Annotated in this window: 22 protein-coding genes and 1 other RNA gene; 12 read left to right on the plus strand and 11 right to left on the minus strand. The window is 51.0% G+C overall.

The features are described from left to right. Positions 1–16 precede the first annotated feature (16 nt). The 7 genes from tdcB to garP all read right to left on the minus strand — a co-directional run bounded on the left by tdcB (position 17) and on the right by garP (position 7,498). Positions 17–1,006 (minus strand): bifunctional threonine ammonia-lyase/L-serine ammonia-lyase TdcB, encoded by a 990-nt coding sequence (gene tdcB / locus HV334_RS21555; RefSeq protein ID WP_003828594.1) that lies wholly within the window; start codon positions 1,004–1,006, stop codon positions 17–19. A 98-nt stretch (positions 1,007–1,104) separates the two neighbouring features. Continuing rightward, positions 1,105–2,043, minus strand: coding sequence for a transcriptional regulator TdcA (gene tdcA, locus HV334_RS21560; RefSeq protein WP_003828596.1), 939 nt, complete (start codon positions 2,041–2,043; stop codon positions 1,105–1,107). Between the two features lie 793 nt (positions 2,044–2,836). Continuing rightward, positions 2,837–3,213: RNase P RNA component class A (rnpB, locus tag HV334_RS21565), an RNA gene on the minus strand. Positions 3,214–3,245: 32 nt separating this feature from the next. Continuing rightward, positions 3,246–4,391, minus strand: a complete 1,146-nt coding sequence (gene garK, locus HV334_RS21570) for a glycerate 2-kinase (protein ID WP_181220883.1) — start codon at positions 4,389–4,391, stop codon at positions 3,246–3,248. 65 nt (positions 4,392–4,456) lie between these two features. Further along, entirely contained in the window at positions 4,457–5,347 is an 891-nt protein-coding gene (gene garR / locus HV334_RS21575; RefSeq protein WP_003840019.1) for a 2-hydroxy-3-oxopropionate reductase, read from the minus strand. A 30-nt stretch (positions 5,348–5,377) separates the two neighbouring features. Further along, the gene (gene garL, locus HV334_RS21580) at positions 5,378–6,148 is read right to left on the minus strand and encodes a 2-dehydro-3-deoxyglucarate aldolase (RefSeq protein ID WP_005131731.1); all 771 of its coding nucleotides are present in this window, start codon (positions 6,146–6,148) and stop codon (positions 5,378–5,380) included. A gap of 15 nt (positions 6,149–6,163) precedes the next feature. Then, positions 6,164–7,498 carry a galactarate/glucarate/glycerate transporter GarP gene (gene garP, locus HV334_RS21585; RefSeq protein WP_181220884.1) on the minus strand — a complete coding sequence of 445 codons (1,335 nt, stop codon included), beginning with the start codon at positions 7,496–7,498 and terminating at the stop codon, positions 6,164–6,166. A gap of 403 nt (positions 7,499–7,901) precedes the next feature. Between garP and garD the strand changes: the two genes are divergently transcribed. From garD to HV334_RS21625, 8 genes are all read left to right on the plus strand, one after another. After that, positions 7,902–9,473: a galactarate dehydratase gene (gene garD, locus HV334_RS21590; RefSeq protein WP_016154637.1), complete on the plus strand. Its 1,572-nt coding sequence runs from the start codon at positions 7,902–7,904 to the stop codon at positions 9,471–9,473. Positions 9,474–9,650: 177 nt separating this feature from the next. Continuing rightward, positions 9,651–10,505, plus strand: a complete 855-nt coding sequence (locus HV334_RS21595; protein ID WP_181220885.1) for a tagatose bisphosphate family class II aldolase — start codon at positions 9,651–9,653, stop codon at positions 10,503–10,505. A 132-nt stretch (positions 10,506–10,637) separates the two neighbouring features. After that, positions 10,638–11,909 carry a tagatose-bisphosphate aldolase subunit GatZ gene (gene gatZ / locus HV334_RS21600; protein WP_181220886.1) on the plus strand — a complete coding sequence of 424 codons (1,272 nt, stop codon included), beginning with the start codon at positions 10,638–10,640 and terminating at the stop codon, positions 11,907–11,909. A 14-nt stretch (positions 11,910–11,923) separates the two neighbouring features. Then, the gene (gatA, locus tag HV334_RS21605; RefSeq protein ID WP_181220887.1) at positions 11,924–12,388 is read left to right on the plus strand and encodes a PTS galactitol transporter subunit IIA; all 465 of its coding nucleotides are present in this window, start codon (positions 11,924–11,926) and stop codon (positions 12,386–12,388) included. Between the two features lie 29 nt (positions 12,389–12,417). Further along, positions 12,418–12,702: a PTS galactitol transporter subunit IIB gene (gene gatB / locus HV334_RS21610; RefSeq protein WP_003828616.1), complete on the plus strand. Its 285-nt coding sequence runs from the start codon at positions 12,418–12,420 to the stop codon at positions 12,700–12,702. A 4-nt stretch (positions 12,703–12,706) separates the two neighbouring features. Next, a complete protein-coding gene (locus HV334_RS21615; RefSeq protein ID WP_016154648.1) occupies positions 12,707–14,080 on the plus strand; it encodes a PTS galactitol transporter subunit IIC in 1,374 nt (457 codons plus the stop codon). A 44-nt stretch (positions 14,081–14,124) separates the two neighbouring features. Beyond that, positions 14,125–15,168: a galactitol-1-phosphate 5-dehydrogenase gene (gatD, locus tag HV334_RS21620; RefSeq protein ID WP_181220888.1), complete on the plus strand. Its 1,044-nt coding sequence runs from the start codon at positions 14,125–14,127 to the stop codon at positions 15,166–15,168. A gap of 111 nt (positions 15,169–15,279) precedes the next feature. Further along, positions 15,280–16,053, plus strand: coding sequence for a DeoR/GlpR family DNA-binding transcription regulator (locus tag HV334_RS21625; protein WP_181220889.1), 774 nt, complete (start codon positions 15,280–15,282; stop codon positions 16,051–16,053). Here the strand turns inward: HV334_RS21625 and HV334_RS21630 are convergent. Beyond that, the gene (locus tag HV334_RS21630) at positions 16,050–17,063 is read right to left on the minus strand and encodes a Fic family protein (RefSeq protein WP_103284276.1); all 1,014 of its coding nucleotides are present in this window, start codon (positions 17,061–17,063) and stop codon (positions 16,050–16,052) included. The genes HV334_RS21625 and HV334_RS21630 overlap by 4 nt on opposite strands. Before the next feature lie 2 nt (positions 17,064–17,065). After that, the gene (gene rsmI / locus HV334_RS21635; protein WP_181220890.1) at positions 17,066–17,929 is read right to left on the minus strand and encodes a 16S rRNA (cytidine(1402)-2'-O)-methyltransferase; all 864 of its coding nucleotides are present in this window, start codon (positions 17,927–17,929) and stop codon (positions 17,066–17,068) included. A gap of 63 nt (positions 17,930–17,992) precedes the next feature. Here rsmI and HV334_RS21640 point away from each other — a divergent pair, with 63 nt between their 5' ends. Genes HV334_RS21640 through dolP form a run of 4 tightly spaced genes read left to right on the plus strand, consistent with a single transcriptional unit; the run spans position 17,993 to position 21,607 of the window. Next, positions 17,993–20,044: a penicillin-binding protein activator gene (locus HV334_RS21640; protein WP_103767069.1), complete on the plus strand. Its 2,052-nt coding sequence runs from the start codon at positions 17,993–17,995 to the stop codon at positions 20,042–20,044. Continuing rightward, the gene (locus HV334_RS21645) at positions 20,002–20,397 is read left to right on the plus strand and encodes a YraN family protein (protein WP_016157561.1); all 396 of its coding nucleotides are present in this window, start codon (positions 20,002–20,004) and stop codon (positions 20,395–20,397) included. Before HV334_RS21640 ends, HV334_RS21645 begins: the two co-directional genes overlap by 43 nt. Before the next feature lie 34 nt (positions 20,398–20,431). Continuing rightward, positions 20,432–21,022, plus strand: coding sequence for a DnaA initiator-associating protein DiaA (diaA, locus tag HV334_RS21650; RefSeq protein ID WP_003024948.1), 591 nt, complete (start codon positions 20,432–20,434; stop codon positions 21,020–21,022). A gap of 9 nt (positions 21,023–21,031) precedes the next feature. Beyond that, entirely contained in the window at positions 21,032–21,607 is a 576-nt protein-coding gene (dolP, locus tag HV334_RS21655; protein WP_003024954.1) for a division/outer membrane stress-associated lipid-binding lipoprotein, read from the plus strand. A gap of 49 nt (positions 21,608–21,656) precedes the next feature. On the opposite strand, the gene HV334_RS21660 is transcribed toward dolP, so the two are convergent. Next, positions 21,657–22,292 (minus strand): NAD(P)H-binding protein, encoded by a 636-nt coding sequence (locus HV334_RS21660; protein ID WP_047499696.1) that lies wholly within the window; start codon positions 22,290–22,292, stop codon positions 21,657–21,659. A gap of 37 nt (positions 22,293–22,329) precedes the next feature. Then, on the minus strand, positions 22,330–22,758 hold the full coding sequence (locus tag HV334_RS21665) for a YhbP family protein (RefSeq protein ID WP_016154657.1): 429 nt from the start codon (positions 22,756–22,758) through the stop codon (positions 22,330–22,332). Between the last annotated feature and the right edge of the window lie 36 nt (positions 22,759–22,794).

A 22,794-nucleotide genomic window follows, 5' to 3' on the forward strand; every position in this document is an offset into this window, starting at 1 on the left:
TCCTCAACGAAGTATATTAAGCGTCAACTAAACCAGTAATTTGAGATACACGAGAAAGGTCGATATTACCGCCAGAAATAATGCTGACTGTTTTTCTGTTCTGGATATAGCTATCTAATTTCCCGCTTAATAATGCTGCGCAAGCCAGCGCGCCGGCACCTTCAGTCACAACTTTATTTCGCTGAATTAATGCCACCATGCTGTTGCGAATTTCATCTTCGCTGACCAGGACAATGTCATCCACCAACTCACGAACAATTTCATACGTTAAAGTACCCGGGCGGGAAACGTCACAACCATCCGCCAGGGTGCCGGTCGTTCGGTGCGTGGTTATTTCTCCAGCGTGGAAAGAAGCCGCCATGCCATGAACATTTTCAGACTGTACGCCAATAATTTTAATAGTCGGGTTAATAGATTTAATTGCCACCGCAATACCAGCAATCAGTCCGCCACCGCCAATTGGCACAATCACGTTATCGACATCGTACAGATCTTCCAGAATTTCCAGACCAATAGTGCCCTGACCAGCAATCACTTTCGGGTCATCATATGGCGGAATAAAGATACGGCCTTCAGTTTCCACAATCTCGCTAACCTTAGCGATGGTGTCGTTGAAGTTGTCGCCGTGCAGCACAACCTCTGCGGAATAATCGCAGGTTGCAGCAACTTTAGACTTCGGCGCGCCTTTCGGCATGACCACTTTGCCGTCGATTCCGAGCATGGCGCAGGAGAGAGAAACCCCTTGCGCATGGTTACCTGCAGAGCAAGCCACCACGCCCTTACATCTTTCAGCTTCGGTTAATGAACTGAGCTTGTTAAACGCACCACGGATTTTAAATGAACCGGTACGCTGCATATTTTCAAACTTGAGGAAAATTTCCCCTTTGCAACGTTCACTAAAATAGTTAGAGCGAGGCATTCCCGTTTTATAAATTTTCCCCGCCAGTCTTTTTTTCGCTTCGAGGATATCTTCAATTGCAACTGGGAGATCGTATGTAATGTGCATTAGAACCTCTTACTAGGGTATTAAAGTAAATAGATAGCCATGACCATTGTCAGATATAGACAGATGGCGTTAATTTCGTGTTAAAACAAATTCAATCTTTAATCAATTTCAATTAATTGCCTTCGTCTCCGACAATTATATGATGAATACTCTTTGGCTAATTCCACCAAAATAGATGCTGCTTTTTTAATTCGATAATTTTTCGACCATACGGCGGCATAACGCGCGACGGGTAAGGTTTCTTCTACCGGGATAGTAATAAACTGGTTTGAGCCAAATGGTGTGGTCATATCGCAGGGAATTACTGTTAAGAAATCAGCATTGAGAACAAGATTATAAATCGTAACGACGGAGTCTGTTTTAACGATGTTTTCACTGCTGATGCCATTATTTTGTAACGTGGTTAGAAGTTCACTGTAGTACCCCATATTCGTTTGTGGCAACACCCACTGTTCGTTTTTCAACGCGCTCAGCGAGGTGATGCCGGTGCATGTTCGGGACTTGCTGGCAACCAGGATGAAGTCTGACTCAAAGAGCGGTTCAACATGCAGATCGTGCAGTTTCATCTCATCACTCAGCGTACCGATCGCGAAGTCCAGACGCCCGTCACGAATCGCAGGTAAGAACGAGGAGAGCTGAGCTTCATACATGGAAACCTGCGCTTTCGGGAACACTTCTTTGAATTTTTTAATCATGCCGGACATGATGGTGAAGGCAATCAGTGAAGGAAAGCCAAACGACACATCAACGACCGCATTGCTCGTCATGCTGTTCATCTCATCAACCATGTTCTTCATTTCACGGGTAATAGATTCAGACCATGAGAGCATAACCTGACCTGCCTGAGTTAATGTCACACCAGTATTTTTGCGTACGACTAACTCAATACCGAAATAAGCTTCTACATCATTAATGATTTTGCTGACAGCCGGTTGAGTTAAACCTAATTCTTTTGCAGCTGAGCCGATAGAACCGCTTCTAATGACTTCCTGAAAGACCACTAAGTGCTGTGTTTTAGGGAGTGTAATAGTATTCATATCGACCTGCGCTAATTACTTTGTTGACGGCAGGAAGTGTACCAAATTAAGCGAACGAGGATATGTGCTACCACTCACAAATCCCCTTGACTTACATTTTGTAAGACTATTATTTAAATTGAAATCACTTAATAATCATATAGATATGAAATATCGATCTCACTTTATCCTGACTTTAATCAAAAAAAGATGGGGGGATAACGATTTTTTATGGCTATAACAACACCATTTCTCCTGCTATTTCTTAAAACCACGAAAGGCTATATTTCAATCAATTACAGAGTAATTACCAGGCAAAACAGTGCTTAAATTTAATAAGCAACTTATCAAATATAATTATATTTTATCGTTTATAGTGGTCAAATAACGTTATGCATCACGTTTTTTAGCCTTATTTGTTTGTAAAGAAACATTGCATTTATTAATATTTAAACCAAAACATACAAAGAACCATCAAATGCAATATTGCATTAACAGTAGTTTTGTACGATTTATCAGCCAGTAATTTTGTGATGGCGATCGATTGCGTTCGATTATTCTCGATATAAACGTATCGCGCAGCGTTTTGTGCTGGTCATCACAAAAAAGGAAATATCCCGCAAGACATTCCCTCAGATAAAAGAAGTTCAGCGCGTAAATAAAGGTCAAATAACGATGAGATGAATGGGAAATAAAGGCCAGATCCGTGGTGAACCAACTACAACACGACAGGAAAAACGTCTGCCGGATGGCAGTGTAAACGTCTTATCCGGTCTATAAAGCAAAAACCCCGCCGAAGCGGGGTTTTATAAAGAGGTGAAGCTGACCGATAAGCCGGGTTCTGTCGTGGACAGTCATTCATCTAGGCCAGCAATCGCTCACTGGCTCAAGCAGCCTACCCGGGTTCAGTACGGGCCGTACCTTGTGAACCCCTATTTGGCCTTGCTCCGGGTGGAGTTTACCATGCCACGGACTGTTACCAGCCGCGCGGTGCGCTCTTACCGCACCCTTTCACCCTTACCTGATCCCACTTGCGTGGGCCATCGGCGGTTTGCTCTCTGTTGCACTGGTCGTGGGTTTCCCCCCCAGGCGTTACCTGGCACCCTGCCCTATGGAGCCCGGACTTTCCTCCCCTCCGCCCGTCTCCCCCGAAGAGGACGACGACGAAGCGGCGACTGTCTGGTCAGCTTCGGCGCGAAGTATAGAGGGTTTGCGGGGCATTGTCACCCCGCACTGTGCATTCCTATCGCCAACGTGGCGGCGATGTTTCTTGAAGCGCGATAAATATTATCAAATGCCCCACGAAAGGCCTCTTCCAGCGTGCTGATGGTGGTTAATACGCTAAACACCGCATCGATACCATATTGATGCACCACCTCCACATCGCGCGTCAGGCTACCGCCAATACCAATTACCGGCTTGTGGTACTTCTTCGCGACATTCGCCACACCCACCGGCACTTTGCCGTGAATGCTCTGGCTGTCAATCCGCCCTTCTCCGGTCACCACCAGCGTACAGTCATGAATATGCTCTTCCAGATTGAGCGCCTGGGTCACAATCTCAATACCACTGCGCAACTCCGCACCTAAAAAAGCCATTAACGCGGCGCCCATTCCGCCTGCCGCACCAGAGCCAGGAACGTCTTTCACATCAACCCGCAGCGATTTTTTAATGATGTCGGCATAGTGAGACAGATTGCGGTCCAGTTCGATAATGCGTTCTTCCGTCGCCCCTTTCTGCGGGCCAAAAATGCGCGAAGCGCCAGTATCGCCGGTGAGTGGATTGGTCACATCGCAGGCCACGCGAATTGAGCAGGTTTTTAAGCGCGGATCCAGGCCCGATATATCGATGGTGTTCAGACTCCCCAGGCTTCCACCACCGTTGCCAATCTCTGTCCCGTTGGCGTCGCAGAGTTTCGCCCCCAGCGCCTGCACCATACCCGCGCCGCCGTCGTTGGTCGCACTACCGCCAATACCAATAATGATGCTCTGCGCACCGCTATCCAGCGCCTGCAAAATCAACTCCCCGGTGCCACGCGACGTGGTGACTAACGGGTTACGCTTTTCAGGTGGAACCAACGCCAGACCGCTGGCTGCCGCCATTTCGATAAACGCGGTTTTACCATCTCCAGACATGCCCCAGCAGGCATTCACTTTTTCGCCCAGCGGCCCTGTCACCCACGCTGAATGTTCACTCCCCTGCGTAGCGGCAATCATGGCTTCGACCGTTCCTTCACCACCATCGGCAACCGGGACAGAAACATATTGCGCATCGGGGAAAATTTCCCGAAATCCTTTTTCTATTGCCTGAGCTACCTCGGTGGCAGAAAGGCTTTCTTTATAAGAGTCTGGGGCAATTACGATTTTCATAGTTATGTAGCCTGACAGTGCCGCGCAAGGCAAGAAATACAGGGCGCGCATCCGCGCCCTTCTTGTTAGCGAGTGACTTCCACTTTCGCCAGTTTTTCGTAGTAGCATGCGAGTGCGCTATGATCGGCGGTGCCCAGCCCATCAGCGCGTAGCGCCTGCATCATCTCCATGACTGCAGCAGTCAGCGGTAACTGAGCGCCAACGCCATGAGAGGTATCCAGCGCGTTCGCCAGATCTTTAATATGCAGGTCGATACGGAAACCCGGCTTAAAGTTTCTGTCCATAACCATCGGCGCTTTCGCATCCAGTACGGTGCTTCCCGCCAGCCCACCACGGATCGCCTGATACACCAGATCCGGGTTTACGCCCGCTTTGGTTGCCAGCGTCAGCGCTTCGGACATCGCCGCAATGTTCAGCGCCACAATCACCTGATTCGCCAGCTTGGTGACGTTACCCGCGCCGATGTCACCGGTATGTACCACGGAACCTGCCATCGCCTTCAGCAGATCGTAATATTTGTCAAAAATCGCTTTATCACCGCCAACCATCACCGACAGAGTACCGTCGATGGCTTTCGGTTCGCCGCCGCTTACCGGCGCGTCCAGCATATCCACGCCTTTCGCTTTCAGCGCGTCGCTTATTTCACGGCTGGCTAACGGCGCGATGGAGCTCATGTCGATCAGCACTGTCCCCGGTTTCGCCCCTTCAATAATGCCGCCCTCTCCCAGCGCCACTTCTTTCACATGTGGAGAATTCGGCAGCATGGTGATGATCACATCGCACTGCTCGGCAATATCTTTCGCCGTGGCGGCGGTTTCTGCGCCTGCGGCAATCACTTCCGCAATGGATTCCGGGTTACGGTCAGCAACCACCAGCGAGTAACCTGCCTTGAGGAGGTTTTTACTCATTGGTTTACCCATAATACCGAGGCCAATAAAACCAACTTTCATTGTCATGTCTTTATCTCTCTCTACTGTCGAGGGGGGTTATTTCTTAAAAGAATCAGCCAATTTTTGCGTGGCTGAACGGAACACGCCAAGATCGCTGCCAACGGCAACAAACGTCGCGCCCCACTCCAGATAACGACGCGCATCCGCCTCTACCGGGGCCAGAATGCCGCTTGGTTTGCCGTGTGCTTTCGCGCGGGCAAAAATGTGCTGGATAGCTTTCTGCACATCAGGATGTGACGCATTGCCGAGGTGGCCTAACGCCGCAGCCAGATCGCTTGGGCCGACGAAGACCCCGTCGACGCCTTCTGTCGCCGCGATTGCGTCAACGTTATCGACGCCCTGCTGACTTTCGATCTGCACGATGATGGTAATGTTCTTATTCGACTGCGCAAAGTAGTCCGGTACGGTGCCAAACATATTGGCGCGATGGGATACGGACACGCCGCGAATACCTTCCGGCGGATAGCGGGTCGACGCCACGGCGTTCACCGCCTCTTCTTCCGTCTCCACGAACGGGATCAGGAAGTTGTAAAATCCGATATCCAGCAGGCGTTTGATAATTACCGGCTCGTTGGTCGGTACGCGCACTACCGGCGCGCTGGCGCTGCCTTTCAGCGCCATCAATTGCGGGATAAACGTCGATATGTCGTTCGGCGCGTGTTCGCCGTCCAGCACCAGCCAGTCAAAACCCGCCAGGCCTAAAACTTCGGTACTGATTGGGCTGGCTAATGCAGACCAGCAGCCAATCTGAATCTGTTGCGCCGCGAGAGCCGCTTTAAACTTATTCGGAAAAATCGTGTTATTCATCGCTTACACCTTTGTTTATTTCTGCAATTCCATACGTTTAATGTCACCGACAATAAACAGGTAGCAAACCATTGCCATCAGCGCCGAGCACCCTACAAACATCAGCGCAGCATTAAATGAGTGCAGCTCGCTCACCAGATACCCAATCACCAGCGGGGTGACGATGGAAGCCACATTGCCAAATACGTTAAATACCCCACCGCACAGACCGACAATCTCTTTCGGCGCAGTATCGGAAATCACCGGCCACCCCAGCGCCCCGAAGCCTTTACCGAAGAACGCCAGCGCCATCAGCGCCACCACCAGGGTGGTGTTATCAGTGTAGTTACACAGAATAATGGTCGAGGCGAGCAGCATTCCGAGCACAATCGGCAGCTTACGTGCCAGAGTGATGCTGAAGCCACGTTTAATCAGATAATCAGAGAACACGCCGCCGAGTACGCCACCGGCAAATCCGCACAGCGCAGGAATCGAAGCCACCAGGCCCACTTTCAGGATCGACATGCCTTTTTCCTGTACCAGGTAAATCGGGAACCAGGTGAGGAAAAACCAGGTAATAGTATTGATAAAATACTGTCCGAAGAACACGCCGAGCATCATACGGTTAGTGAGCAACTGCTTGATATAATGCAGTTTATGACCACCTGATTTCACGTCACCCGGCTTTTTATGGTCCATATCCACGACCGCGCCGTTTTCAGAGATAAACTTCAGCTCTTCTTGCGACATACGCGGGTGATCGGTTGGGTTATGAATAAACTTTACCCACAGTCCGGTGAGCACAAAACCAATCACGCCCATCACGGTAAAGACGTGTTCCCAGCCCCAGGCGAAGGTCAGCCAGCCCAGCAGCGGCGAAAACAGCGCCAGAGAGAAATACTGTGCGGAGTTAAAAATTGCGGACGCCGTACCGCGCTCTTTCGTCGGGAACCAGGCCGCCACGATACGGGCATTCGCCGGGAAGGACGGCGCTTCCGAGAAGCCCAGCATAAAGCGCATGATGAACATTGAAATACCCGCCCAGGCCAGCGGGAACATGTCGACAAAGCCCTGCAGGAAGGTAAACAGCGACCAGAAGAACAGGCTGTAGGTATAGACTTTCTTTGAACCGAACTTATCCAGCAGCCAGCCGCCGGGGATTTGCATTAACAGGTAAGCCCAGCCGAAAGCGGAGAAAATGTACCCCATTGAGATGGCACTGAGCTGTAACTCTTTCGCCACTTCCGTGCCGGCAATTGACAGCGTTGCACGGTCCGCATAGTTAACGGCTGTAACGATAAATATTATCAGCAATATTAAGTAACGGGTGTGCGTGCCTTTCTTTTTCTCGACAACTGTATCCAGAATCATTCTAATTACCTCGGGTACATTAAATTTTTATTATTATTGGGTAGATATTCCTGGTGATAAATTACTGATAATAAGAACGCATAATAATTTATCAGACGTTATGAAACCGTGATTTAGTATAATCAGCAGCGAAACGTTAATCATTGTGCAAGCGCTCATTAAACATGCGTTATTAAAATAATGTTTTGGGCATATGCACACATGCATGGGCGCTAATGCACACATTTACGTATTGCTACCCCTGGTGGGGCGGCCTTGCTGAGTTTAAGTGATCATCATCACATTCTTGGCGATAAACTCCTGACATTCTTATTTCACGATACCGAATCTTTATTACTTACAATTAGATTCAAAATATAAATATTCACACTATTATCACCACCTTGTTGGAGAATACTGGACAATGGCCGACATCGAAATCAGACAAGAATCGCCAACGGCGTTTTATATTAAAGTTCACGAAACAGATAATGTGGCGATAATTGTCAATGACAATGGTCTGAAAGCTGGGACGCGTTTTCCAGACGGACTGGAACTCATTGAACATATTCCTCAGGGACATAAAGTGGCGCTCCTGGATATTCCTGTTCGCGGCGAAATCGTGCGTTATGGCGAAGTGATAGGCTATGCCGTTCGCGATATCCCACGCGGCAGTTGGATTGATGAATCAATGGTTGAGCTACCCAAGGCCCCGCCGCTGGAGACGCTGCCGCTGGCAACCAAAGTGCCAGAGCCGCTGCCGCCTCTTGAGGGTTACACCTTCGAAGGTTATCGCAATGCAGACGGTAGTGTCGGCACCAAGAATCTGCTCGGTATTTCCACCAGTGTGCACTGCGTGGCGGGCGTGGTGGATTATGTGGTGAAAATCATTGAGCGCGATCTGCTGCCCAAATACCCGAACGTTGACGGCGTGGTCGGACTCAATCATCTGTACGGCTGCGGCGTGGCGATTAATGCCCCAGCCGCCATCGTGCCGATTCGTACCATTCACAATATTGCGCTAAACCCGAACTTTGGCGGTGAAGTGATGGTCATTGGCCTCGGCTGCGAAAAACTGCAGCCAGAGCGCCTGCTGGAAGGCACGCACGATGTGAAAAGTATTCCGGTCGACAGCGCCAGTATCGTCAGCCTGCAGGATGAAAAACACGTTGGCTTTCAATCGATGGTTGCCGATATTTTGCAGGTGGCCGAACGCCATCTGGCAAAACTCAATCAACGCCAGCGTGAAACCTGCCCGGCATCAGAACTGGTGGTCGGCATGCAGTGCGGCGGCAGCGATGCGTTTTCCGGCGTGACGGCCAACCCGGCGGTCGGTTATGCCTCCGACCTGTTAGTACGCTGCGGCGCCACTGTAATGTTCTCTGAGGTTACCGAAGTGCGCGATGCCATCCATCTTCTGACCCCACGTGCGATTAACGAAGAAGTAGGTAAACGCCTGCTCGAAGAGATGGCCTGGTACGATAACTACCTTGATATGGGCAAAACGGATCGCAGCGCCAACCCTTCTCCTGGCAACAAGAAAGGCGGTCTGGCAAACGTGGTGGAAAAAGCGCTGGGTTCTATTGCCAAGTCTGGCAAGAGCGCGATTGTCGAAGTCTTGTCGCCGGGCCAACGCCCAACCAAACGCGGCCTGATTTACGCGGCTACACCCGCCAGTGATTTTGTCTGCGGTACGCAGCAGGTCGCTTCCGGGATCACCGTGCAGGTGTTCACCACCGGTCGCGGTACGCCGTACGGCCTGATGGCCGTGCCGGTGATAAAAATGGCGACCCGTACCGAGCTGGCCAACCGTTGGTTTGACCTGATGGACATCAACGCAGGCACCATCGCCACCGGGGAAGAAACCATTGAAGACGTGGGTCTGAAACTGTTCGAGTTTATTCTCGACGTCGCCAGCGGGCGTAAGAAAACCTTCTCGGATCAATGGGGACTGCATAACCAACTGGCGGTGTTTAACCCGGCGCCAGTGACCTGATTATCCACGTTTTTTCTTCATGAGCATGCCTTCGGGCATGCTTTTTTTTCGCCATATACTTTCGCAACCCTCCCTTTTCTTTCGAAACTTTCATTTATCAGATCGAAATCACAAAAAAACGTTACGAAACCCTATACTTTATTTCGAAGAAAGTAATCGAAAGACTTCGGAGGAAGTATGTTTATCATCTCAAGCAAAATGATGCTGAAAAAGGCACAGCGAGAAGGCTATGCCGTACCGGCGTTTAACATTCACAACCTGGAGACCTTACAGGTTGTCGTGGAAACAGCAGCCGAACTACGCTCTCCGTTGATCGTCGCCGGCACGCCTGGCACTTTTAGCTATGCCGGTGTCGGTAATATCGTTGCAATCGCCAGTGAACTGGCAAGATGCTGGAACCATCCTCTCGCCATCCATCTCGATCACCATGAAAGCGCCACCGATATTGAAGAGAAAGTCGCTACAGGTATTCGCTCCGTCATGATCGATGGTTCCCATCTGCCGTTTGTCGACAACATTGCGTTAGTTAAACACGTAACAGATTACTGCCATCGCTATGACGTTAGCGTTGAAGCTGAGCTGGGACGGTTGGGTGGACAAGAAGATGACCTAATCGTGGACGGAAAAGATGCGCTTTATACCCACCCAGAACAGGCTCGGGAGTTCGTGGAAAAAACCGGTATCGACTCACTGGCGGTCGCGATTGGCACGGCTCATGGTCTGTATAGCACTGAACCTAAACTGGATTTTGAACGGCTAACAGAAATTCGTCAGTCCGTTGATATTCCACTGGTTCTACATGGCGCATCCGGCCTGCCAGCACATGATATTAAGCGCGCCATCTCTTTAGGGATCTGCAAAGTCAACGTCGCTACCGAACTCAAAATCGCCTTTTCTGGCGCACTCAAAACCTATCTGAGTACACATACCAATGCGAATGACCCACGGCATTACATGGTGCCAGCAAAAGCCGCCATGAAAGAAGTGGTACGTAAAGTCATTGCCGACTGCGGTTGCGAAGGAAAACTATAAGTAACTGATTAATATGAATTGTATGAATTCTGGCAAAGGTCTGTTTTAAAGCTGGATCACGAAAGCTGCTTTTACCCTTTGCCTTCAATCCAAAAATATTATGAAGATAAACAAAAGATATCGGAGATAGAAGTGAAAGAAATAATCTCTCGTCATAAAGCAGGTGAACATTTAGGTATTTGTTCTGTTTGTTCAGCACATCCGTTGGTCATTGAATCCGCATTACGCTTTGATCTCAATACGGACAGTAAAGTTCTGATCGAAGCAACGTCTAATCAGGTTAATCAGTTTGGTGGCTATACCGGGATGAAACCCGCCGATTTCCGTGATTTTGTCTATGGCATCGCACAAGAAATTGGCTTCCCTCGAGAAAGACTGATCCTGGGGGGCGATCACCTCGGCCCTAACTGCTGGCAAAATGAAGTAGCGGCAGAAGCGATGGAGAAATCCGTAGCCTTGATTAAAGCTTACGTCGCCGCAGGATTCAGCAAAATCCATCTTGATGCTTCAATGTCCTGCGCTGACGATCCGACACCGCTAGACCCGATGGTTGTTGCTCAGCGAGCAGCCATACTTTGCCAGGCAGCAGAATCAACAGCAACCGAAGAACAGAAACGCCAACTGACTTACGTGATTGGCACAGAAGTTCCCGTACCAGGAGGAGAAGCCACCACCATCGGTAGCGTTCATGTCACACGTGAAGAAGATGCCGCCCGGACACTGGAAACCCATCAGGTTGCCTTCAGTGCATTAGGGCTTGAAGAAGCGTTAACGCGCGTAATCGCCATTGTGGTCCAGCCCGGCGTCGAATTCGATCACACTCAAATTATTCACTATCAGCCACAAGCTGCAAAAGCGCTTTCCGCCTGGGTCAAAGAGACCCCAATGGTCTACGAAGCGCATTCTACCGATTATCAAACCCGCCAGGCATACCGTGCGCTGGTACGCGATCACTATGCGATTTTGAAAGTGGGTCCAGCACTCACCTTCGCTCTGCGTGAAGCTATTTTTGCCCTTGCGCAAATGGAAAATGAACTGGTATCTCCGGAGCAGAGAAGCCGGGTATTGGAAGTGATTGACGAAGTTATGTTGAATGAACCGGGCTACTGGAAAAAATACTATCGCCCAACCTGGAGTCAGGCGATGGTTGATATTCACTTCAGTCTCTCCGACCGTATTCGTTACTACTGGCCGCATCCCCGCATTCGTCAAAGCGTAGAGAAATTAATAACCAATCTTAATGACGTCGCTTTACCACTGGGGCTAATTAGCCAATTTATGCCCGTGCAATTTGAGCGTCTGTCTGAAGGAACGTTAACCGCGACGCCACACAATCTGATTATCGACAAAATTCAGGACGTTCTGCGCGCCTATCGCTTTGGTTGCGCACCAGCACTTGCCTGAAATCAGGAGAATATATGAGCCAACTTTTTGTCCGAACAGGAATTAACTTTAGCTCGTGTCAGCATGCGCTGACACATATTGGGGAGGAGATGCTGGCCAAAGGGGTCGTGCACGAAAGCTACCCGCAGGCCCTGATTGAGCGTGAAGCAACCTTTCCAACTGGAATAGCGCTGGAACGTCATGTCGTTGCGATTCCACATTGTGAAGCTGTTCATGCTAAATCTCCTGCTATCTATCTGATTCGCCCGGATACACCGGTCAACTTTCAACAAGCGGATGATGATGAAGAGATCGCCGTCTCTTTAATTATCGCCTTAATCGTTGAGAACCCGACGGCACAACTGAAGCTCCTGCGTCGTCTGTTTAGTGAGCTACAAAACCCGAACACCATTGAAGCATTACTGAATGCGCCCGATGCAGAACTGGCAATGCTCTTTCGGGAAAAAATCCTTGAGTCTGAGCTCTGTGCCCAGATTTGATAAAAAACTGATAATAAAAGGAATACCCTATGAAACGTAAAGTAATTGTGGCCTGTGGCGGTGCTGTAGCAACTTCAACAATGGCTGCGGAAGAAATTAAAGAACTCTGTGAAGCCAACAATATACAACTCGACCTGGTTCAGTGTCGTGTAACAGAAATCGAAACCTATATGGACGGCGCAGACCTCATTTGTACCACGGCTCGCGTTGACCGTACATTTGGCGATATCCCGGTGGTTCACGGCATGCCTTTTGTCTCAGGCGTGGGTATCGAAGCATTGCAGCAAAAAATCCTGACCATCCTCGTGGGGTAACGCCATGTTTAGCGAAATAATGCGTTATATCCTCGATTTAGGTCCAACGGTTATGCTGCCGTTAGTGATCATCATCTTCTCAAAATTGCTGGGAATGAAGCTCGGGGATTGTTTTAAATCTGGTCTGCATATCGGGATTGGGTTTGTCGGCATCGGTCTGGTAATCGGCCTGATGCTGGACTCTATTGGACCTGCCGCAAAAGCAATGGCAGAACAGTTTCAAATCAACCTGCACGTCATCGATGTCGGCTGGCCTGGTTCATCACCGATGACCTGGGCTTCGCAAATTGCGTTAATTGCGATTCCTGTCGCCATTGGGGTGAATATCCTGATGCTGGTTACCCGCATGACCCGTGTGGTGAATGTCGACATCTGGAATATCTGGCATATGACGTTTACCGGCGCCATGTTGCATCTGGCGACCGGTTCATACTGGTTGGGCATCCTCGGTGTGGTTGTTCATGCCGCCTTCGTTTACAAACTGGGCGACTGGTTTGCCAAAGACACGCGCGACTTTTTTGGCCTGGAAGGCATCGCCATTCCACATGGTTCCTCGGCATATCTGGGCCCGATAGCGGTCTTGGTTGATACGATCATTGAAAAAATCCCAGGTCTGAACCGCATTCATTTCAGTGCGGATGATGTACAAAAACGCTTCGGCCCCTTCGGCGAGCCCGTCACCGTCGGTTTTGTGATGGGGTTAGTGATCGGCATGCTGGCAGGGTATGACGTTAAAGCAGTGCTCCAACTGGCGGTGAAAACAGCTGCCGTTATGTTGCTCATGCCGCGCGTCATTAAACCGATTATGGATGGGCTCACTCCCATTGCAAAGCATGCTCGCAAGCGCCTGCAGGCAAAATTTGGTGGCCAGGAGTTCTTGATTGGCCTGGATCCTGCGCTACTGCTCGGCCATACGTCAGTGGTTTCCGCCAGTCTTATCTTTATCCCGCTGACCATTCTGATTGCCGTTCTGGTACCAGGAAACCAGGTTCTGCCATTCGGCGATCTCGCGACCATTGGTTTCTTTGTCGCCATGGCGGTAGCCGTTCATCAGGGAAACCTTTTCCGCACGCTGATCTCCGGCGTCATCATCATGGGTATCACCCTGTGGATAGCCACGCAAACCATTGGTTTACATACCCAGCTAGCCGCCAATGCGGGCGCATTGAAAGCTGGTGGCATGGTGGCTTCAATGGACCAGGGCGGTTCCCCAATCACCTGGCTGCTAATCCAGCTCTTCACCTGGCAGAACGTGGTGGGTTTCATCATTATCGGTGCTATTTACCTGTTGGGTGTACTGCTGACCTGGCGTCGGGCGCGTAATTTCGTGGCGGCTGAAAAAGCGGCAGCCATAACAGAAAGCCAGACCGCATCTTAATTTCTGGGGAGCATTTGCTCCCCTTCACTTTTCTGGAGACACTTATGAAATCAGTGGTTATTCACGCTGAGGGCGACGTACGCGTTGAAGAACGTCCCATACCACAACTACAAACTGATGAAGATGTACTGGTCAAGGTGGTCAGTTCAGGGCTTTGCGGCTCAGATATTCCCCGAGTCTTCAATCATGGCGCTCACTATTATCCAATCACACTTGGGCATGAGTTCAGTGGCTATGTTGAGTCTTACGGCGCGGGCGTAACCGATCTACAACCCGGAGATTCCGTTGCCTGCGTACCGCTGCTCCCCTGCTTCCACTGTCCTCAGTGCGAGCGTGGATATTTCTCATTGTGTAAGCAATATCAGTTTGTCGGATCGCGCAGCGAAGGCGGCAATGCAGAATATGTGGTGGTAAAACGCGCCAACCTGTTCCGCCTGCCTTCAGAAATGCCGATTGATGATGGCGCATTCATTGAGCCCATTACCGTTGGCCTGCATGCTTTTCACCTCGCTCAGGGATGCGAAGGCAAAAACGTGATCATCGTTGGTGCAGGTACTATCGGTTTACTGGCAATGCAATGTGCTCGCGAACTCGGCGCCAAAAGCATCACGGCGATTGATATCAACCCGCAGAAGCTGGCGTTAGCAAAAGAACTGGGTGCAACCTATGTATTTAATAGTCGGGAGATGAGTGCGACCGAGATCCACTCTGGTCTGGAGAACATTCAATTTGACCAACTCATCCTGGAGACTGCGGGAACCCCACAAACTGTTACTCTGTCGATCGAAATTGCCGGACCTCGCGCTCAACTGGCATTAGTCGGTACGCTGCATCACGATCTGGCGCTAGCTTCAGGTGTTTTTGGGCAAATATTGCGTAAAGAGTTAACCATCCTTGGCAGTTGGATGAACTATTCCAGCCCATGGCCTGGAGAAGAGTGGGAAACCGCTGCCCGTTTACTCACGGAGAAACGCTTACAGCTTGAGCCGTTAATTGCCCACAGTGGTGATGCCGACAGCTTTGCCAGCGCAGTCAAGTCACTCAATGGCGCGCCGATGCAGGGGAAAATTCTGCTCAAACTCTTCTGACCCAACGAGCCAGCAACCTGCGCTGGCTCACATTTACTTTCGAAATTTAGCGTTCACCTTTCGCAATCCTTCGATTAAACTAGTGGCAGTCAAATTATCAGGCAAATCAATATGAACTCATTTGAGAGAAGGAATAAAATTGTCGACCTGATTAATACGCAAGGTAGCGTACTGGTAATGGATCTTTCGAATACCTTTGGTATTTCTGAAGTAACCATTCGCGCTGACCTGCGGTTATTAGAAGAGAAGGGTCTGGTCACCCGTTTTCATGGCGGTGCGGCAAAACCAGGAAGCCATCTGGCTGAAGGTGACAATCAGGAAGTATTATTAGAAGACCGGTATCAGCTTGCCAGCGATCCCAAAAAGCGGATCGCTCAGGCTGCAACGGCAATGGTCGAGGAAGGAATGACCGTGATTCTGGATAGCGGAAGCACGACCTTACTGATCGCTGAGGCGCTAAACCGAAAAAGTAATATCACAGTTATTACCAATAGCCTGCCCGCTGCGTTTACGTTATCGGAAAACAAAGACATTACGCTGGTCGTCTGCGGCGGCACAGTGCGTCACAAAACTCATTCAATGCATGGCACTATCGCTGAACGTTCCCTTCAAGGGATAAGCGCAGACCTGATGTTCGTTGGCGCCGACGGGATTGATGCCACTAATGGTATAACGACATTCGACGAAGGCTATTCGATTAGTAGCGTGATGGCTGCTGCGGCACATAAGGTTATTGCCGTACTGGATGCAACAAAATTTAACCGACGAGGTTTTAATCAGGTACTTCCAATGGAGAAGATTAACTGCGTAATAACCGACGACAGTATCAGCAAACAGGATAAATCAGCGCTGGCCAAAACAGGGGTTGAACTGCTGGTCGTTTAAATTACCCTCCATAGCCCCCCTTTCGTCGCGCCAACGCGTTGCAGTTTGCCTTTTAGCTGCAACGCTTTCAGATAGCGTTCTACAGTTCGGGCTGAGATTTCACACTCATCAGCGATACTTTTGGCGGATCTGCCTGGCTGATTCGACAAGATTTGTAGTATGCGTTTTTCAATATCCAGTAAATCAGGCGACATTTCTTCCGACATTTCTTCCGACATTTCTTCCGACATTTCTTCCGACAGGGCTGATGATTTCCCCAATCCCTCTTGCAAAGCAGAGATGATGTTTTCAAGGATAAATTCTATAAATGGCGTGCAGCTACTTTGCCGATCGCACTGCCCTAACACCTGGTAGTAGCGATCCTGTTGGTAGTGGATCAGTGTCTCTACTGGTAACCACGCCAATTCCGATCGCCACTCACGGAGGATTAATGTCTGCCACAACCGGCCCATCCGTCCATTGCCGTCGGCAAAAGGATGAATGAATTCAAATTCATAATGGAAAATAGCACCAGCAATCAGTGGGTGGAGCTCTGTCGTTTTTAACCAGCCCAGTAGGTCATTCATCAATCGAAGAACTTGTGACGCCGGTGGGGCCATATGGATAAGCTGTTTCTCCCTGTAAACACCGACATTGCCGGTTCGCAATTGACCCGGGTTATCGACAAGCCCCATCATCAGGATTTGATGTGCCTGTAAAAGATCGGAGAGTCTTTCACTTTTCCACTCTGACATTTTTTCATAGGCCAGAATCGCATTTCTGACTTCCTGTATATCTTTAGCCGGAGCCAGAATACGTTTCCCCTCCATCAGAGCGGTGACTTGTTCCGTAGTCAACGAATTATGCTCAATCGCTAAAGAGGCCTGAATAGTGCGAATACGATTCTCTTTGCGCAAAAGAGGAGATGCCCTACCAGCCATCGCCGCCCAATTCCCCATCAACTCCCCAATTTCAATGACTTGATTGAGGATCAATGGAGTGATGACGAAAGGTGGTTGGTAGGTGCTCACTGTTACTCCCCCTGCAGTTCCAGCGCGTACTTATACAGCGCATTCTTCTTCACGCCGTGGATCTCAGCGGCCAGTGCGGCGGCCTTTTTCAGCGGCAGCTCTGCCTGCAATAAGGCCAGCGTACGCAGCGCATCAGCCGGAAGGTCGTCTTCTTGCGCTTTGTGTCCTTCGACAATCAGCACCATTTCGCCTTTACGACGGTTTTCATCTTCCTTGACCCACGCCAGCAGTTCGCCAACCGGCGCACCGTGAATGGTTTCCCAGGTTTTGGTCAACTCACGCGCCAACACCACGTAGCGGGATTCGCCCCAGACGGCAACCATATCTTCCAGGCTATCAAGCAGGCGGTGGGTGGATTCATAAAAAATAAGCGTACGCGGTTCAGCCTCAATGGCTTTCATCGCATCACGACGCCCTTTCGATTTGGCAGGCAGAAAACCTTCATAGCAAAAGCGGTCTGAAGGCAGACCTGCAGCGCTCAGGGCAGCAATCGCCGCGCAAGGGCCTGGCAGGGGAACAACGCGGATCCCTGCTTCGCGGCAGGTCCGTACCAGATGGTAGCCAGGATCGTTAATCAGCGGCGTTCCGGCATCGGAAACCAGCGCAATGTTTTGCCCTTCTTTAAGCTTCGCCACCAGCGTTTCGGCCTTTTGTTGCTCGTTGTGGTCATGTAAAGCGAACAAACGCGCGTTAATCGCGAAGTGTTGTAACAAGAGTCCTGTATGACGAGTGTCTTCAGCGGCAATCAAATCAACGGCTTGTAAAACTTCGAGCGCTCGTTGGGTAATATCAGCCAAATTTCCTATAGGAGTAGGTACAATAAAGAGTTGGCCTTGAGAATTATCCGCCGATTCGTGTTGTTTCATTGTGTCGTCCGTATTGCCGATTTAATATTGAGCATTGAGTAAAAAAATATCACTGGATACAGTATGGTACCCTCAACATTTTCTCGTTTGAAAGCCGCACGCGCGCTACCAGTCATTCTGGCAGCACTGATTTTCGCAGGCTGTGGCACCCAGGCGCCAGACCAGAGTGCAGCCCATATGCAGGGCACTGCGCAGGCTGATTCCGGCTTTTATCTGCAACAAATGCAGCAAAGCTCAGATGATAGCAAGACCAACTGGCAATTACTCGCCATTCGTGCACTGCTGAAAGAAGGCAAGAGCCAACAGGCTATCGAGTTGTTCAACCAGCTACCACAGAAGTTAAGCGATACCCAGCGTCGTGAGCAGTCACTGCTGGCCGTCGAAATTAAGCTCGCGCAGAAAGATGTCGCTGGCGCACAGACCCTGCTGGATAAGCTAACCCCCGCCGATTTTGATCAAAACCAGCAGGCGAGATACTGGCAGGCGCAAATCGACGTCAACCAGGGTCGTCCATCACTGACGTTACTGCGCGCGCTGATCGCCCAGGAACCGCTGCTGGCCGCGAACGCTAAGCAGAAAAACATGGATGCCACCTGGCAGGCGCTGTCATCCATGACCCAGGAGCAAGCGCAGACGCTGGTCATCAATGCGGATGAAAACGTGCTGCAAGGCTGGTTAGATCTCCAGCGCGTCTGGTTCGATAACCGTAACGATCCAGACATGATGAAAGCCGGTATTGCTGACTGGCAGAAACGTTATCCACAAAACCCAGGGGCAAAACTATTGCCAACGCAGTTGGTTAACGTGCAGAGCTTTAAACCCGCTTCCACCAGCAAAATTGCTCTGCTGCTGCCGCTGAACGGTCAGGCCGCTGTATTTGGCCGTACTATTCAGCAAGGCTTTGAAGCTGCGAAAAATATGGGTACTCAACCCGTAGCGGCCCCTGCTGTTGCCGCGCCTGCTGCGGATACAGCGGCTGCGACGACCACGGAACAGCCGCAAACGACTGACGGTGTTGCCAGCCCGGCTCAGGCGTCAGTAAGCGATCTGACCAACGAGACGCCAGCACAGCCAGAAGCTACAGCCCCACAACCAACAGCGCCTGCGCAGCCAACAACCGCCAGCGCACCAGCGAATCCGTCCGCGGAGCTGAAAATCTACGACACGTCATCACAACCGCTGAATCAGATCCTGACTCAGGTTCAGCAGGATGGCGCCAGCATCGTGGTTGGCCCACTGTTGAAGAACAATGTTGAAGAGCTGATGAAAAGCAACACGCCATTAAACGTCCTGGCGCTTAATCAGCCGGAGTCGGTGAAAAACCTGCCGAACGTCTGCTACTTCGCTCTGTCGCCAGAAGATGAAGCGCGCGACGCAGCACGCCACATTCGCGATCAAGGAAAACAGACGCCGCTGTTGTTGATCCCGCGGAGTTCGTTAGGCGATCGCGTTGCCAACGCCTTTGCACAGGAGTGGCAAAAACTGGGTGGCGGCGTGGTGCTGCAGCAGAAATTCGGCTCCACCGCTGAGCTGAAAATGGGCGTCAACGGCGGCTCGGGGATCTCCCTGACGGGCAGCCCGGTCACCTCTTCTGTACCCGCGCAGCCTGGCGTGACGATTGGCGGTCTGACCATCCCGGCAGCGCCTACCGATGCGCAAATCACCGGCGGCAGCGGTCGTGTTGATGCCGTATATATTCTGGCAACGCCGGAAGAAATTGCATTTATAAAGCCGATGATCGCCATGCGCAACGGTAGCCAGAGCGGTGCCACGCTGTACGCCAGCTCCCGTAGCGCGCAGGGAACTGCCGGCCCGGATTTCCGTCTGGAGATGGAAGGCTTGCAGTACAGCGAAATTCCGATGCTAGCAGGCGCTAACGCCCCTCTCATGCAGCAGGCGCTGGGCGCGGTTCGTAACGACTACTCGCTGGCACGTATGTACGCGATGGGCGTCGATGCCTGGTCGCTTGCCAACCACTTCTCGCAGATGCGTCAGGTGCAGGGTTTCGAAATTAACGGCAACACCGGAGCCTTAACCGCAACGCAGGATTGTGTGATTAACAGGAAGTTATCATGGCTCAAATACCAGCAAGGACAAGTCGTCCCCGCCAGTTAACGAGTAAACAGACCGGTGACGCGTGGGAATCCACCGCGCGTGACTGGCTGCAGAGCAAGGGACTGCATTTTATCGCCGCCAACGTGCGTGAGCGTGGCGGCGAAATCGACCTGATAATGCGTGAAGGCAACACCACCGTATTTGTTGAGGTTCGCTATCGGCGCTCAGCCCAGTTTGGCGGTGCAGCGGCGAGTGTGACCCGGAGCAAACAACACAAATTATTACAGACTGCCCGCTTGTGGCTTGCGCGCCACAATGGAAGTTTTGATACTGTGGATTGCCGGTTCGATGTGTTAGCCTTCACCGGAAATGATGTTGAGTGGTTTAAGGACGCGTTCAACGACCGCTCATAGTTGAAGATTCAGAGCCTGGTTCTTAAGGATTAGCGTGTTAGATAGAATTAAAGTCTGCTTTACAGAAAGCATTCAAACTCAGATAGCTGCGGCTGAAGCACTTCCGGATGCGATCTCCCGTGCAGCCATGACGCTGGTTCAGTCCCTGCTCAATGGCAACAAAATTCTCTGTTGTGGTAATGGGACGTCCGCTGCCAACGCACAGCATTTTGCTGCCAGCATGATCAATCGTTTTGAAACAGAGCGCCCAAGTTTACCTGCGATTGCACTAAATACTGATAATGTGGTCTTAACTGCGATTGCCAACGATCGCCTGCACGACGAAGTTTATGCAAAACAAGTCCGTGCGCTGGGACATGCAGGTGATGTTCTGCTGGCAATCTCTACGCGTGGTAATAGCCGCGATATCGTAAAAGCCGTTGAAGCCGCCGTGACACGCGACATGACTATTGTCGCACTGACCGGGTATGACGGAGGGGAGCTGGCCGGGTTACTGGGGCCGCAGGATGTTGAAATCCGTATCCCTTCACACCACAGCGCCCGCGTTCAGGAAATGCATATGCTGACGGTCAACTGCCTCTGCGATCTCATCGATAACACGCTTTTCCCTCACCAGGATGATTAAGGAGTACACATGAAGGCATTTTCGCCGCTTGCTGTGATTATCGCTGCCCTGCTGCTGCAAGGCTGTGTCGCTGCCGCCGTTGTCGGAACTGCTGCTGTCGGCACCAAAGCCGCGACGGATCCTCGCAGTGTAGGCACCCAGGTAGATGACGGAACCCTGGAATTACGCGTCAATACCGCGTTGTCGAAAGATGCCCAGATCAAGAAAGAGGCGCGTATCAACGTGAGCGCGTATCAGGGTAAAGTGCTGCTGGTCGGTCAGTCGCCAAATAGCGAACTGTCTGCGCGGGCAAAACAGATTGCGATGGGCGTAGAAGGTACCACTGAGGTCTTTAATGAGATCCGTCAGGGTCAGCCAATCGGCCTGGGCGATGCGTCTAACGATACCTGGATAACCACTAAAGTACGTTCCCAGTTGCTGACCAGCGATCAGGTGAAATCCTCTAACGTGAAAGTCACCACCGAAAACGGGGAAGTGTTTCTGTTGGGTCTGGTGACTGAACGTGAAGCGAAGGCTGCGGCAGACATCGCCAGCCGGGTAAGCGGCGTGAAACGCGTCACGACGGCTTTTACGTTTATTAAGTAAGACTGCTACAAATGCCGGATGGGGACGCCAGAGCGTCCTCTCCGGCATTTTATTTGGCTCTTTCGCGCAGTTCGGAAGAGGTCAGGATCGAAACGCCTTCATGTCCAGGTGCCAGTGCCTCCGCCAGCATAGCCCGGGCTACATCACGCGCCTCAATCGACTTCCAGTTCCCCGGCAGCAGCCGAAATAACGGCGCTAAAAATCTCTCATTCGCCCGCTGTTTATCCCGCTCTCCGAGTAACATTGAAGGCCGAACAATCGTCAGCCGCGGCCAATTTTGCGCGATCAGCGCCTGCTCCATTTCCCCTTTCACCCGGTTATAAAAAAACGGTGAATTGGCATTGGCACCCATCGAACTGACCACCAGCATATGCTGAGCGCCCAACCGACGCCCCGTCAGGGCCGTGTCCACCACCAGCGTATAGTCAGCATGGATAAACGCTTCTTTGCTACCCGCTTCACGCCGGGTGGTTCCCAGACAACAAAAGACAATATCTACCGGTTCGGTGACCTGCGCCAGCGCATCGGTTAGCTGCGGATCATAGGGATTATAGACGCCAGCCGTATCAGCCAGCGGTCGACGCGTCGGCGCCGTGATGGCATTGACCCGGGGTTCATTGAGCAGCATACGCAGCAAATTTCCGCCGACCAGCCCCGTTGCGCCTGTTATTAATACCTGACTCATCGCTAATCTTCCCCTGACTCTTTAATCACTCTATTAACTATAGATCACGTTGCCAGTGCATTTTTTTGCCAAAGCCCAGCGTGTTGTCCGTGAATTTGACTTCATCCAGTCGAATCTCCCACACGGGCGCAGGCAGCATTCTGGCAACCGGGAAACGGCGGTTGTAGGCGTTACGCGCGGCTTCACTCTCCTGCCCTTCAAGACGCCGGATTTCCCCTTTAAACTGTACGCCACGAATCAGGGCGACCGTTTTGGGCTGACCATTTACCGTGCCGGCAATCGCCGCGCGCGGCCCGGACATCTGCGCATGGCGCGTTTTCTCTTCGGTCAGCACATAGAACACCATCTTCTGCGCATCAAACAGGTAAAACGCATTGGCGCACCATAATTCACCGTCATGATGTACACACCAGGTCACGACGTGCTGCTTTGCCAGCCAGCGGGTCACCGCAGTCAGTGTTTCCATTTCTGTTCTCTTTTATACTGTAGGCCTGAAAATTAT

The organism is Citrobacter sp. RHBSTW-00944 (genome assembly GCF_013615435.1).
In the GTDB taxonomy this organism is placed as follows: domain Bacteria; phylum Pseudomonadota; class Gammaproteobacteria; order Enterobacterales; family Enterobacteriaceae; genus Citrobacter; species Citrobacter braakii.